This is a genomic window from Micromonospora sp. RV43, from assembly GCF_001029515.1.
Lineage (GTDB): Bacteria > Actinomycetota > Actinomycetes > Mycobacteriales > Micromonosporaceae > Micromonospora > Micromonospora aurantiaca.
Genome location: NZ_LEKG01000061.1, coordinates 24,388 through 37,860, shown reverse-complemented (window position 1 = coordinate 37,860; position 13,473 = coordinate 24,388). Strand labels below are relative to the sequence as shown.

At 72.1% G+C, this 13,473-nt stretch carries 11 protein-coding genes and 1 pseudogene; 5 read left to right on the top strand and 7 right to left on the bottom strand.

What is annotated here, in order from left to right; translation table 11 throughout:
- Nucleotides 1–334 precede the first annotated feature (334 nt).
- Nucleotides 335–1,549 carry a threonine--tRNA ligase gene (gene thrS, locus ABD52_RS16775; protein ID WP_047892428.1) on the top strand — a complete coding sequence of 405 codons (1,215 nt, stop codon included), beginning with the start codon at nucleotides 335–337 and terminating at the stop codon, nucleotides 1,547–1,549.
- A gap of 70 nt (nucleotides 1,550–1,619) precedes the next feature.
- Here thrS and ABD52_RS16770 read toward each other — a convergent pair whose 3' ends face one another.
- The 4 genes from ABD52_RS16770 to ABD52_RS16755 form a co-directional block, all read right to left on the bottom strand.
- A complete protein-coding gene (locus tag ABD52_RS16770) occupies nucleotides 1,620–3,587 on the bottom strand; it encodes an ABC transporter ATP-binding protein (protein ID WP_225319519.1) in 1,968 nt (655 codons plus the stop codon).
- A 107-nt stretch (nucleotides 3,588–3,694) separates the two neighbouring features.
- Complete coding sequence (locus tag ABD52_RS16765) at nucleotides 3,695–5,428, bottom strand: ABC transporter ATP-binding protein (protein WP_013284026.1); 1,734 nt, start codon at nucleotides 5,426–5,428, stop codon at nucleotides 3,695–3,697.
- On the bottom strand, nucleotides 5,422–5,943 hold the full coding sequence (locus tag ABD52_RS16760) for a MarR family winged helix-turn-helix transcriptional regulator (RefSeq protein ID WP_030270693.1): 522 nt from the start codon (nucleotides 5,941–5,943) through the stop codon (nucleotides 5,422–5,424). The genes ABD52_RS16765 and ABD52_RS16760 overlap by 7 nt, the downstream gene beginning before the upstream one ends.
- Before the next feature lie 61 nt (nucleotides 5,944–6,004).
- A complete protein-coding gene (locus ABD52_RS16755; RefSeq protein ID WP_013473993.1) occupies nucleotides 6,005–6,520 on the bottom strand; it encodes a MarR family winged helix-turn-helix transcriptional regulator in 516 nt (171 codons plus the stop codon).
- 54 nt (nucleotides 6,521–6,574) lie between these two features.
- Between ABD52_RS16755 and ABD52_RS41675 the strand changes: the two are divergent.
- Nucleotides 6,575–7,210 (top strand): annotated as a pseudogene (locus ABD52_RS41675) (MFS transporter).
- Between the two features lie 44 nt (nucleotides 7,211–7,254).
- Here the strand turns inward: ABD52_RS41675 and ABD52_RS16740 are convergent.
- Nucleotides 7,255–7,698: a DoxX family membrane protein gene (locus ABD52_RS16740; RefSeq protein ID WP_047892424.1), complete on the bottom strand. Its 444-nt coding sequence runs from the start codon at nucleotides 7,696–7,698 to the stop codon at nucleotides 7,255–7,257.
- Between the two features lie 85 nt (nucleotides 7,699–7,783).
- Here ABD52_RS16740 and ABD52_RS16735 point away from each other — a divergent pair, with 85 nt between their 5' ends.
- A complete protein-coding gene (locus ABD52_RS16735) occupies nucleotides 7,784–8,323 on the top strand; it encodes a TetR/AcrR family transcriptional regulator (RefSeq protein WP_047892423.1) in 540 nt (179 codons plus the stop codon).
- Between the two features lie 21 nt (nucleotides 8,324–8,344).
- Here ABD52_RS16735 and ABD52_RS16730 read toward each other — a convergent pair whose 3' ends face one another.
- Nucleotides 8,345–9,784 carry a GuaB1 family IMP dehydrogenase-related protein gene (locus ABD52_RS16730; RefSeq protein WP_013284032.1) on the bottom strand — a complete coding sequence of 480 codons (1,440 nt, stop codon included), beginning with the start codon at nucleotides 9,782–9,784 and terminating at the stop codon, nucleotides 8,345–8,347.
- Nucleotides 9,785–9,909: 125 nt separating this feature from the next.
- Entirely contained in the window at nucleotides 9,910–11,661 is a 1,752-nt protein-coding gene (locus ABD52_RS16725; protein WP_013473998.1) for a biotin carboxylase N-terminal domain-containing protein, read from the bottom strand.
- A 132-nt stretch (nucleotides 11,662–11,793) separates the two neighbouring features.
- Between ABD52_RS16725 and ABD52_RS16720 the strand changes: the two genes are divergently transcribed.
- Together ABD52_RS16720 and ABD52_RS16715 are read left to right on the top strand one after the other, a co-directional pair.
- On the top strand, nucleotides 11,794–12,384 hold the full coding sequence (locus tag ABD52_RS16720; RefSeq protein WP_013284034.1) for a PadR family transcriptional regulator: 591 nt from the start codon (nucleotides 11,794–11,796) through the stop codon (nucleotides 12,382–12,384).
- Nucleotides 12,385–12,511: 127 nt separating this feature from the next.
- Complete coding sequence (locus ABD52_RS16715; RefSeq protein ID WP_047892422.1) at nucleotides 12,512–13,471, top strand: ATP-binding cassette domain-containing protein; 960 nt, start codon at nucleotides 12,512–12,514, stop codon at nucleotides 13,469–13,471.
- The last annotated feature ends 2 nt before the right edge of the window (nucleotides 13,472–13,473 follow it).

Sequence of the window (13,473 nt, the reverse complement as noted above, 5' to 3'; positions counted from 1 at the left end):
GTGCCGGCCGGCGGATCTGGTCCGAGTTGTACCCGCCGTGTTCCCAACGATCTTGGCGGCGTGTTGCCGCAGGTAGATGGTGCTGATGACCGGCTCCTCGCCGGCAGGTCCCGTGCCGGCGACCCGCACCCACTCTCCGAAACTCAGATGCGCCGTCGATACCCGCGTGCCTATCGTTCGGGCATGCGCAGCGCGGTAGTGACCACGACGCCGGGTGTTCCCGGCGCGCCGCACTGACGTTTCCGTCGACGAGGCCCCGGGGCGATCCGCTCCGGGGCCTCGCGGCGTTCCGGGCCTGCTCGCCTCCGGGTCGTACCCGATCAAGGAGAGCGACATGATCGACCACCGCAGGCTCGGCCGGGACCTGGAGCTGTTCGTCTCCGACCCGCTCGCGGGCGCCGGGCTGCCGATCTGGCTGCCGGCCGGCGCCGCCGCCCGGCACGCCGTCGAGGAGTACGTCCGGGAGCTGGAACGCCGGGCCGGCTACCAGCACGTCTACTCGCCGCCGCTCGGTAAGCGGGAACTGTTCGAGCTGTCCGGGCACCTGGGCTACTTCGCCGACGACATGTTCCCGCCGATGCGGCTGAGCGCCGACGACGAGTTCGTGCTGCGCCCGGCGCTCTGCCCGCACCACGCGCTCGTGTTCCGCGCCCGCGGCCGCTCCTACCGCGAGTTGCCGCTGCGGGTCGCCGAGCTGGGCGGCATGTACCGGGCGGAGCGTTCCGGTGTGCTCGGCGGGCTGTCCCGGGTGCGGGCCATCTCGCTCAACGACGCGCACAACTTCTGCGCGCTGGAGCAGGTCGGTGACGAGGTCCGCGAGATCCTGCGGCTGATCGGCGAGGCGCACGCCGCGCTCGGCGTCCGTCCCGCCGGGTTGCGGTTGTCGCTGCGCGGGCCGGGTCAGCGGTACGTGGGCGACGACGCCGGCTGGGCGCGGGCCGAGGAACTGCTCCGCGCGGCGCTCGACGGGGTGGACGTCGTCGAGGCGCCGGGGGAGGCCGCGTTCTACGGCCCGAAGATCGACATTCAGATCGTGGACGCGGCCGGCCGGGAGTCGACCATCTCCACCGTCCAGCTCGACTTCGACAAGCCGGAGCGGTTCGACCTGTCGTACACCGACTCGGACGGCCGCCGGAAACGGCCGGTGATGGTGCACCGCAGCCTGGTCGGCAGCATGGAGCGGCTGTTCGCGTACCTGATCGAGGTGCACGAGGGCGCGTTCCCCGCCTGGTACGCCCCGGTGCAGTTGCTGCTCCTCCCGGTGGACGCGGCGCAGGCCGACGCGGCCGTCGGGCTGGCCCGCCGGGCCGAGGCGGCCGGGCTGCGGGCCGAGGTGGACCACGCCGGTTCGCTCGGCGCCCGGATCCGGGACGCGTCCCGCCGCCGCGTCCCGTACACCGGGGTCCTCGGCCCCCGGGAGGCGGCCGACGGTTCGGTCTCGCTGCGCCTGCGCGACGGCCGGGTGCTCGACCCGATGCCCGCCGCGCAGGCGCTGGGCCTGATCGGCGCGGTGGTCGCGAGCCGGTCGGCGGCGCTGCTCCCGGCCTGACCCCGGCCCGTCCGGGTGCCGGTGAGGCACCCGGACGGGGACCGGTGCCGGACCTGTGGCCGGGTCCACGTCAGTTCCCGACCGGCGTGCCGGCGCCGGCACGCATCCCCGGCGGGCCGGCCGGGGCGGGCGCCGGCACCTCGTCCTCGATCACCGCGCCGCTGAACTGCGCCCGGTAGAGCCGGGCGTACGCGCCACCGGCGGCGACGAGCTGGTCGTGGGTGCCCTGCTCGACGATCCGGCCCTGCTCCATCATCAGGATCAGGTCGGCGTCGCGGATGGTGGAGAGCCGGTGCGCGATGACGAAGCTCGTCCGGTCCGAGCGCAGCGCCGCCATGGCGCGCTGGAGCAGCACCTCGGTCCGGGTGTCCACCGAGCTGGTCGCCTCGTCCAGGATCAGCAGCGACGGCTCGGCCAGGAACGCCCGAGCGATGGTGATGAGCTGCTTCTCCCCGGCGCTGACGTTGCTGCCCTCCTCGTCGATCACCGTGTCGTAGCCGTCCGGCAGGCTGCGGACGAACCGGTCCACGAACGTCGCCCGGGCGGCGGCGAGGATCTCCTCCTCGGTGGCGTCCGGCCGGCCGTAGGCGATGTTGTCCCGGATGGTCCCGCCGAACAGCCAGGTGTCCTGGAGCACCATGCCGATCCGGCCGCGCAGGTCGTCGCGGCGCATCGTGGAGATGTCCACCCCGTCCAGCGTGATCCGCCCGGCGTCCAGCTCGTAGAACCGCATGACCAGGTTGACCAGTGTGGTCTTGCCGGCGCCGGTGGGACCGACGATGGCGACCGTGTGACCCGGCTCGGCGACCAGCGACAGGTCGTCGATGAGCGGCTTCTCCGGGTCGTACCGGAAGGAGACGTGCTCGAACTCGACCCGCCCGTGCGGGTCGGCGACCCGGGCCGGCTCGGCCGGGTCGGGGCTCTGCTCGTCGGCGTCGAGCACGGCGAAGACCCGCTCGGCCGAGGCGACCCCGGACTGCAGCAGGTTGGCCATCGACGCGACCTGGGTGAGCGGCTGGGTGAACTGCCGCGAGTACTGGATGAACGCCTGCACGTCACCGAGGCTCATCGAGCCCGACGCCACCCGCAGGCCGCCGACCACGGCGATCGCGACGTAGCTGAGGTTCCCGATGAAGAACATCGCCGGCATGATCAGCCCGGAGACGAACTGCGCGCCGAAGCCGGCCCGGAACAGCTCCTCGTTCTTGGCGTGGAAGGCGGCCTCGACCTCCTTCTGCCGGCCGAAGACCTTGACCAGCTCGTGCCCGGTGTACGCCTCCTCGATCTGGCCGTTCAGCTCGCCGGTGTGCTTCCACTGGGCGATGAACTTGCCCTGCGACCGCTTGGCGATCAGGCTGGTGACCACCACCGACATCGGCACCGCGACGAGCGCGACGACAGCCAGCAACGGCGAGATCCAGAACATCATTCCGAGTACGCCGACGACGGTGAGCAGCGACGTGAGCAACTGGCTCAGCGTCTGCTGGAGCGTCTGCGACACGTTGTCGATGTCGTTCGTGACCCGGCTGAGCAGCTCACCGCGGGGCTGCTTGTCGAAGTAGGGCAGCGGCAGCCGGTTGAGCTTCTCCTCCACGTCGGCGCGCAGCGTCAGCACGGTGCGCTGCACCACCCCGTTGAGCACCCAGCCCTGCGCCCACTGGAGCATGCTCGCGCCGACGTAGAGCACGACGGCGAACGCCAGCACCCGGCCCAGCGCGTCGAAGTCGATGCCGGTCCCCGGGATCACGTCCATCCGGGCCAGCATGTCGGCGAAGTTGCCGTTGCCCTCGGCGCGGGCCGCCTCCGCCGCCGCCTCGGTGGTGGTGCCGGGCGGCAGCTGACGCCCGATCACCCCGCTGAAGATGATGTCGGTGGCGTGGCCGAGCACCTTCGGCCCGATGACGCTGAGCCCGACGCTGGCCAGGGCCAGCGCGAGCACGCCGGTGAGCTGGAGCCGGTACGGCCGCAGCCGTGCCAGCAGCCGGCGTGCCGACGGCCCGAAGTTCATCGCCTTCTCGGCCGGCATGCCCATGCTCATGTGCGGCGGGCCGCCAGCGGGGCGCCGTCCGGCCGGCGGCAGCCGCGTCGGCTCGTTCTTCTGCTGCGGAACCGGTGGCGTCCCGCTGTTCCCCCCGGTCGGCGCGCTCACGCGGCCACCTCCGCCGTCTGCTGCGACGCGACGATCTCGGCGTACGTGGGGCAGCTCTCCAGCAGTTCCTCATGTCGTCCCATCCCGACGACACCCCCGTCCTCGAGCACGATGATCTGGTCGGCGTCGATGATCGTGGAGACCCGCTGGGCCACGATCACCACCGCCGCGTCCGCGGTGACCGGCTTGAGGGCGGCCCGCAGCCGGGCGTCCGTGCCGAGGTCGAGCGCGGAGAAGGAGTCGTCGAAGAGATAGATCTCCGGCTTGCGGACGAGCGCGCGGGCGATGGCCAGGCGTTGCCGCTGGCCGCCGGAGACGTTGGTGCCGCCCTGCGCGATCGGCGCCTCCAGCCCGCCCGGCATCTCGGTGACGAAGTCACGCGCCTGGGCGATCTCCAGCGCGGCCCAGAGGTCCGCGTCGGTGGCGTCCGGGTTGCCGTAGCGCAGGTTGCTGGCGACGGTGCCGGTGAACAGGTACGGCCGCTGGGGCACCAGCCCGATCCGCCGCCACAGCTCGTCCGGGGCCAGGTCCCGTACGTCCACGCCGTCCACCAGGACCGCGCCGGCGGTCGGGTCGACGAGCCGGGGGATGAGCGTGAGCAGCGTGGTCTTGCCGGCGCCTGTGGAGCCGATGATCGCTGTGGTGCGGCCCGGTTCGGCGCGGAACGAGATGTCGTGCAGCACCGGGGCGCTCGCGCCCGGGTACTGGAATCCGGCGCCGCGTAGTTCCAGCTCGCCGCGGCCGGTGACCTCGGTGACCGGGTCGGTGGCCGGCACCACCGACGAGTCGGTGTCCAGCACCTCCTCGATGCGCTCGGCGCAGACCGCGGCCCGGGGCACCATCATCAGCATGAAGGTGGCCATCATGACCGCCATCAGGATCTGCATCAGGTATTGCAGGAACGCGGTGAGCGCGCCGACCTGGATCTGACCGGAGTCGACCCGTGCCGCGCCGAACCAGAGCACGGCGACGCTGGAGACGTTCAGCACCAGCATCACGATCGGGAAGATCAGCGCCTGGAGCCGCCCGATCCGCAGCGCGGTGGTGGTCAGGTCGGTGTTCGCGACCCGGAACCGGTCGGTCTCGTACGGCTCACGGACGAACGCCCGGACGACCCGGATGCCGGTGATCTGCTCGCGCAGCACCCGGTTGACGGTGTCGATCCGGGTCTGCATGAGCCGGAAGCCCGGCACCATCCGGCGGATGATCAGGCCCAGCGCGACTGCGAGCACCGGTACGCAGACCAGCATCAGCCAGGAGAGCCCGACGTCCTCGCGCAGCGCCATCACCACGCCGCCGACGCTCATGATCGGCGCGGCCACCAGCATGGTGCAGCTCAGCAGCACCAGCATCTGCACCTGCTGGACGTCGTTGGTGTTGCGGGTGATCAGGGACGGCGCTCCGAACCGGGCGACCTCGCGGGCGGAGAAGCTGTTGACGCGGCGGAAGATCGAGCCGCGTACGTCGCGGCCGAACGCCATCGCGGTCTTCGCGCCGAAGTAGACGGCGGCGATCGAACAGGCGATCTGGAGCAGGCTGACCACCAGCATCCACCCGCCCGTACGCAGGATCTGGTCGGTGTCGCCGACGGCGACGCCCCGGTCGATGATGTCGGCGTTCAGGCTGGGCAGGTAGAGCGAGGCGATGGTGCCGACGAACTGGAAGGCCACCACGGCGGCCAGCCATCGTCGGTACGGGTGCAGATGTGAGCGGAGCAGGCGGATCAACACGGATGGCTCCCCGTTGGCGGCTCGGTGTCGGACTCGCTGTCCCGGTTCAACCGACGGAGGTCCCCGTCGGACATGCCGGTGATGATTTCGATCAGGAACTGGCGGATCACCGCCCGGTTGGCCGGGTCGGCGTCGACCGACGTCAACGGCCGGTCGCTGTGGATCATGTCGATGATGGCGCGGGCGTGCTCGCCGCCCTTGTCGGTCAGCGTGAGCCGGACCGTGCGGCGGTCCTCCGGGTCGCGACGGCGGCTGACGAAGCCGTCGCGTTCCAGGGTGTCCACGATGCCGGTGAGCGTGGCGGGCCGGACGAAGCACAGCTCGGCCATTTCCCGGTGGCTCACGTCGCCGGAACGGAGGAGGATCATCAGGACCCGCATGCCGGCGGACGTGAGCCCGTGGTGTTCGGCCAGGTAACGCCCCCAGTGCTGCTCGACGACGTGACCGGCGATCGAGATCAGCCGGCCGAGCGGCGCGTGGTGCAACGCGTCGGGGAAGCGGACGAGCGGGCCCATGTTCACGAGCGTCAGATTAGCTCCCGAACCATCAGGCCCCAAACTATTTCTGAGAATCTCCTCAGCCGCGGTCGGCGCGTGCCCGGGACGGCTCGTCGGGGGCGGTGGCGACGTACTCCCGCATCACCTCGGTGACCTCGCGCAGGAACGCGGTGGTGGCCTCGGCCTGCTCGGGCGTGAGCCGGGCGACCGCCCGGTCGACGCCGACGAGCATCGGGCGCAGCGCCTCCAGCACCTCGCTCACAGCGCTCTCGGTCACCTGGAGGCTGAGTCGCCGCCTGTCGTACGGGTGCGGGGTCCGGGCGACGTGACCGGCCTGCACGAGCCGGTCGACGAGCGTGGTCGCCGAGGCGGACCGGATGCCGAGCCGGTTGCCCAGTTCCACCGGGCCCAGTGGCTCCGGGCTGGAGACCAGGTGATCGATCGCCGCGGCGTCGGTGGCGTTGAGGCCCAGGCGGCGGGCCAGCGCGGCCCGGGTGTCACCCGCGATCCGCAGCACGTCGCGCAGCGCGCGGGAGGCCTCGCTGCTCGGCGGCGGACCCGGCGCGGGCTCTCCGGTTGACGGCACCCCTTCCACAGGATAAAGCTAGCATCTCGGGTAGCTAGAAAATCTAGCTAAAAGGAGGGCGAGATGCGCGGCGACGGGCGCGGACGCTGGTTACGGGCTGCTTGCCATCAGCCTCGGCGTAGCGATGATCATCGTGGACGCCACGATCGTGAACGTCGCGGTGCCGCAGATCATCCGGGACCTCGACATCACCTCCACCGACGCGCAGTGGGTGCAGGAGGCGTACACCCTGGTCTTCGCGGCGCTGCTGCTGGTCGCCGGTCGCTTCGCCGACCGGTCCGGGCGGCGGCGGATGTTCCTCGTCGGCGTCACCGTGTTCGTGGTCGCGAGCGTGCTCGCGAGGTCGGCTCCGCGCTCGGCATCGCGGTGCTCGGCACCGTGCTCTTCGCCGGTCTCGGCGGGATCCTCGGCGACCGCCTGGCCGACCAGCCCGGACTCACCCCGGTCCAGCGGGACCAGGTGGTGAGCGCGGTCAAGGAGAGCGCCGGTGCGGCGATCAGCGGGTTGGAGGCGGACCCGCGTACCGCCCCGATCGCGGAGGAGGCGAAGCAGGCGTTCTCCGACGCCACCAGGTACGCGGCCTTCGCGGGCGCCGGGTTCCTGCTGATCGGCCTGGTCGCCTGCCTGCGCCTGCCGACGGTGCGCCACGAGGAGACCGGGGAGTCCCCGTCCGCCGAGGCGGAGCCGGCCCGGGCCTGAGTCGCGTCCCCGCCGGGGCCGTCCCGGCCGGGCCTGCCGTCGGCTCATCCGCCGAGGGCGACCGTCAGCGCCGCGGCCACGAAGACGACCTGGAGCACCGTACGGACGCCGAGCGGCGTCACCGGGCGGCCGGCGAGCGTGAGGTGACGCCGAGCTGCGGACACGTTCGCCGGGAACATGGCGAGCATCAGCAGCACCAGCCCGGCCGCAGCCGGGCGCGCGGTGGCCGGGAACAGCAGGGCGAGCGCGCCGGTGAGTTCCAGCACGCCGGTGACTGTGACCAGCAGGCCGGGCCGGGGAAGCGACGGCGGGACCATCGCGATCAGGTCAGCCCGGCGGGACGCGAAGTGGGCCACGCCGGTCAGTACGAACATCAGCGCCAGCCCCACCCGCAGCGCGGGGTGCCACCCGTCCAGGGCGTCCACGCCGAGCAGGCCGGCGATCCGGGCCAGCGCGGTGCCGGCGAGGAGTGCGATCAGGGGTGCCATTGTCGATCCCTCCGACGAATATCTTGTCGCTGACAAGATTGCGTCGACGGATGCCATCTTGTCAATGACAAGTTAGGGTGACGGCATGGCCTCGTACCACCACGGCGACCTCCGCCGCGTCCTGCTGAGCACCGCGGCCGAGGCGATCGCCGAGTCCGGGCCGGCCGCGCTGAGCCTGCGTGAACTGGCCCGGCGCGCCGGCGTCTCGCACGCCGCGCCCGCGCACCACTTCGGCGACAAGGCCGGGCTGCTCACCGCGCTCGCCACGCAGGGCTTCGACCTGCTCGCCGACGCGCTGCGGCAGGCCGGGGACGACCTGCTCGACACCGGCGTGGCCTACGTCGGGTTCGCGGTGCGGCACCGCGCGCACTTCGACGTCATGTTCCGGCCCGAGCTGTACCGGGCCGACGACCCGGAGCTGGTCGCCGCCCGCGCCCGGTCGGGGGATGTGCTGCGCGAGGGGGTGGCCCGGCACACCGGTCGGGAGCCGGACGCGGACGCGCTCGCCGCCTGGTCGATCGTGCACGGCTTCGCCACGCTCTGGCTCTCCGGCGCGCTGCCACCACGGGTGGGCGACGACCCGGAGGCCGCCGCCCGTACCGTGATCAAGCGGTTGTTCGACTGAGCCGGCGGGCCGGTCGGGGCGTCACCAGCTCGTGGGCAGCGGCATCCCCTCGGTGTACCCGGCGGCGCTCTGCACGCCGACGAGCGCCCGCTCGTGGAACTCCTCCAGGCTGCGCGCTCCCGCGTACGTGAACGCGCTGCGTACGCCGGAGATGATCTCGTCGATCAGGTCCTCGACGCCGGGCCGGTTCGGGTCCAGATACATCCGGGCCGAGGAGATGCCCTCCTCGAAGATCGCCTTCCGGGCCCTGTCGAACGCGCTGTCCTCGGCCGTACGGGCGCTCACCGCACGCGACGACGCCATGCCGAAGCTCTCCTTGTAGCGCCGCCCGTCGGCGTCGGTGTAGAGGTCGCCGGGAGACTCGTAGGTGCCGGCGAACCAGGAGCCGATCATCACGTTCGAGGCGCCCGCCGCAAGCGCCAGCGCCACGTCCCGCGGGTGGCGTACGCCGCCGTCGGCCCAGACGTGCCGCCCCAGCGAGCGGGCCGCCGCCGCGCAGTCGAGCACGGCGGAGAACTGCGGGCGGCCCACGCCGGTCATCATCCGGGTGGTGCACATCGCACCCGGTCCGACGCCGACCTTCACGATGTCCGCGCCCGCGTCGACCAGGTCGCGTACGCCGTCGGCGGTCACCACGTTCCCGGCCGCCACCGGCACCGGCGGGTCCAGCCGGCGGACCGCCCGCAGTGCCTGGAGCATCCGCTCCTGGTGCCCGTGCGCGGTGTCCACCACGAGCGTGTCCACCCCGGCCTCCAGCAGCGCGGCGGCCTTGCCGGTGACGTCGCCGTTGATGCCCACTGCGGCGGCGATCCGCAGCCGCCCCCGGTCGTCCACTGCGGGCTTGTAGAGCGTGGCGCGCAGAGCGCCCTGCCGGGTCAGCACCCCGATCAGGCGTCCGTCGCCGTCCACCACCGGCGCGAGCCGCCGCCGGCCCGCCGACAGCCGGTCGAATCCGGTACGCGGGTCCGCGTCCGCCGGAACGGTGTGCAGCTCGGTCGACATCACGTGCCGGAGCTGGGCGAAGCGGTCCACCCCGACGGTGTCCGCCTCGGTCACCACACCCATCGGCCGGCCGTCCGCGTCGACCACGACCACCGCGCCGTGCGAACGCTTGGGCAGCAGGTGGATGGCGTCGCCGACGGTGTCGGTCGGGCCGAGCGTGATCGCCGTGTCGTGCACCAGGTGCCGCTGCTTGACCCAGCCGACCACGTTGGCGACGACCTCGATCGGGATGTCCTGCGGGATCACCGCCACCGCGCCGCGCCGGGCCACGGTCTCGGCCATCCGCCGGCCCGCGACGGCTGTCATGTTCGCCACCACGAGCGGGATCGTGGTGCCGGTCCCGTCGGTGGTGGCCAGGTCGACGTCGAGCCGGGAGCCCACCTCGGAACGGTTGGGCGCCATGAAGACGTCGTTGTAGGTCAGGTCGTGCGCGGGGACCGCGCCGTGAAGGAACCGCACCCGGCCATCATTCCCGCCCGGCGGCGCTCCCGCCCCCGGTGGTGGCTCAGACCACCCGGCCCCGCGCTGTTAAGAAGGGGCCCCTTCTCTACCTCAGGCGTTAAGAAGGGGCCCTTCCTTACACCTCAGGCGATGGTGCAGATCGCCGCGCCGGCGGTGATCACCGCGCCGACCTCGGCGGCGAGCCCGCTGACAGTGCCGGCCTTGTGCGCGTGCAGCGGCTGCTCCATCTTCATCGCCTCCAGCACCACGACCAGCTCGCCCTCGGCCACCTCGTCGCCGTCGGCGACGGCGATCTTCACGATCGTGCCCTGCATCGGGGAGGTGAGCGTGTCACCGCTGACCGCGGCACCCGCCTTGCCTCCGCCACCCCGGCGGGCCGGCTTCTTCGCGGCGGGCGCGGCTGCCGCCGTACCCGCGCCGAGCCCGGCGGGGAGGACGACCTCCAGCCGCTTGCCGCCCACCTCGACCACGACGGTCTCGCGCTCGGCCGGCTCGTCGGCGGCGCCGGCGGTGGCGGTGAAGGCCGGTACGGTGTTGTCCCACTCGGTCTCGATCCACCGGGTGTGCACGGTGAACGGCTCGGCGGTGAACGCCTCGTCGCGGATCACCAGGCGGTGGAAGGGCAGCGCCGTGGCCATGCCGTCGACCACCATCTCGTCGAGCGCCCGGCGGGCCCGCTCCAGCGCCTCGGTACGCGTCTCGCCGACGATGATCACCTTGGCCAGCAGCGAGTCGAAGTTGCCGCCGATCACGTCGCCGGCCGAGATGCCGGTGTCCACCCGCACGCCCGGCCCGGAGGGCAGGCGCAGGGCGGTGACGGTGCCCGGTGCGGGCAGGAAGTTGCGGCCCGGGTCCTCGCCGTTGATGCGGAACTCGATGGCGTGCCCGCGCGGCGTCGGGTCCTCGGTGAAGCGCAGCTTCTCCCCGTCGGCGATGCGGAACTGCTCGCGGACCAGGTCGATGCCGGCGGTCTCCTCGGTCACCGGGTGCTCGACCTGGAGCCGCGTGTTGACCTCCAGGAACGAGATCGTGCCGTCCACGCCGACCAGGTATTCCACGGTGCCGGCACCGTGGTAGCCGGCCTCCCGGCAGATGGCCTTGGCGCTGTCGTGGATCTGGGCCCGCTGGGCGTCGGTGAGGAACGGCGCGGGCGCCTCCTCGACCAGCTTCTGGTGCCGGCGCTGAAGCGAGCAGTCCCGGGTGCCCACCACGATCACGTTGCCGTGCTGGTCGGCCAGCACCTGCGCCTCGACGTGGCGCGGCTTGTCCAGGTAGCGCTCGACGAAGCACTCGCCGCGGCCGAACGCGGCGACCGCCTCGCGGGTGGCCGACTCGAACAGGTGCGGGATCTCCTCCATGGTGCGGGCGACCTTGAGGCCGCGCCCGCCACCGCCGAAGGCGGCCTTGATGGCGACCGGCAGGCCGTGGTCGACGGCGAACGCCATCACCTCGTCGGCGTTGCCCACCGGGTCCGGGGTGCCGGGCACCAGCGGCGCGCCGGCGCGCTGCGCGATGTGCCGGGCGGTCACCTTGTCGCCCAGGTCGCGGATCGCCTGCGGGGTGGGACCGATCCAGGTCAGCCCGGCGTCGATGACGGCCTGGGCGAAGTCGGCGTTCTCGGAGAGGAAGCCGTAGCCGGGGTGCACCGCGTCCGCGCCGGAGCGGGCCGCCACGTCGATCAGCTTGTCGATGCGCAGGTAGCTGTCCGCGGCGGTGTCGCCGCCGAGGGCGTACGCCTCGTCGGCGAGCGTGGCGTGCAGGGCGTCCCGGTCGGAGTCCGCGTAGACGGCGACGCTGGCCAGCCCGGCGTCGCGGCAGGCGCGGATGACGCGGACGGCGATCTCGCCGCGGTTGGCGATGAGAACCTTGCGCACCTTGTGGCTCCTCCCGGGAGGTCGTTGCCGGGAGTTTAGCGGCCGAGCTGCGGAGCCTAACGATCGCTCAGTGTGGGATGCGGCACTGTAGTCAAACTTGGTTATTACGCTTGTCCCGTGTCGGCGACGCGGATGATGATTCTCGGCCTGGTCAGGTGGATGCAGCCGGTGCACGGCTACGACGTGCGCCGCGAACTGCTCAGTTGGAGCGCGGACAAGTGGGCGAACGTGCAGCCCGGCTCGATCTACCACGCGCTGCGCAAGCTCACCGACGAGGGCCTGCTGCGGACCGTCTCGGTCGAGCAGGTGGGCGCCCGTCCGGCGCGCACCACGTACGAGGTGACGGCGAAGGGTGAGGACGAGTTCGAGACGCTGCTGCGGGCGCAGTGGTGGCAGGTCCAGGAGCCGCCCGATCCGTTCGTCGCGGCGTTCTCCTTCCTGCCGGCGATGCCCCGCGACGAGGCCGCGGCGGCGCTGCGCAACCGGGCGAACCTGCTGCGGGCCGGGGTGGAGTCGATGCGGGCCTCGCTCGACTCGGACTGGGTGCGCACCCGCAAGCCGGTGCACGTCGGGTGGATGTTCGAGCTGTGGCTGGCCCGCGCCGAGGCGGAGACGGCCTGGTGCGAGCGGATCGCGGAGCGGATCGAGTCGGGAGTGTCGTACCTGCCCGATGGGATGGAGCAGGCCGAGGGCTGGTCGGGCTGGTCCGACGGATCACGGTGACACGACATAATCAACGTTGACCAAAAGAGCTATATCGCGTTAGCCTCAGCGGGAATCGCGGGGGATTCGTGCGTCCTCGCGGACGATCGGCGGCCGCTCAGGTCCGCCCGGACGACCAGGAGCAGAAATGATCGAGACCAGGGGGTTGCGGAAGTCGTACCGCTCCCGCGCGGGTCGCGAGACGAAGACCGTGGACGCGGTCCGCGGCGTCAACCTCGACGTGGCGGCGGGGGAGATCTTCGGCTTCCTCGGGCCCAACGGCGCCGGCAAGACCACCACGCTGCGGATGCTCGCCACCCTCATCGAGCCGGACGGCGGCGAGGCCACTGTGGCCGGCGCCGACCTGCGCAAGGACCCGGCCGAGGTGCGCCGCCGGATCGGTTACGTCGCACAGGGCGGCAGCACCTGGGACGAGTCGAGCGCCCGTGAGGAGCTGGTCCTCCAGGCCCGCCTCTACGGCATCGGCAAGGCCGAGGCGCACCGCCGCGCCGAGCACGCGCTCGAAGCGTTCCAGCTCACCGAGTACGCCGACCGCAAGTGCAAGACCTACTCCGGCGGTCAGCGCCGGCGCGTCGAGATCGCGCTCGGCATCATCCACGAGCCGAAGATCGTCTTCCTGGACGAGCCGACCACCGGCCTCGACCCGCAGAGCCGCGCGCACATGTGGGACGAGATCCGCCGGCTGCGCACCGAGGGGATGACCGTCTTCATCACCACGCACTACCTGGACGAGGCGGACGCGCTCTGCGACCGCATCGCGATCATGGACCACGGCGAGGTGGTCGCCGAGGGCACACCGGCCGAGCTGAAGCGGGAGATCTCCGGCGAGGTGGTGATCGTCGGCCTGGACGCGCCGAGCACCCCGCGCGCCGCCGAGCTGCTCGACACCGAGGCGTACGTGAGCAAGCTGGAGACCGTCGACGAGGGCGGCCTGCGTCTCTACGTCGACGAGGGCGCCACCGCCATCCCGCAGGTGCTGCGCCGCCTCGACCACGCCGGGCTGGACCTGCGCTCGATCGAGCTGCACCGCCCCAGCCTGGACGACGTCTTCCTCACCAAGACCGGCCGCTCGCTGCGCGAGTCCTGACC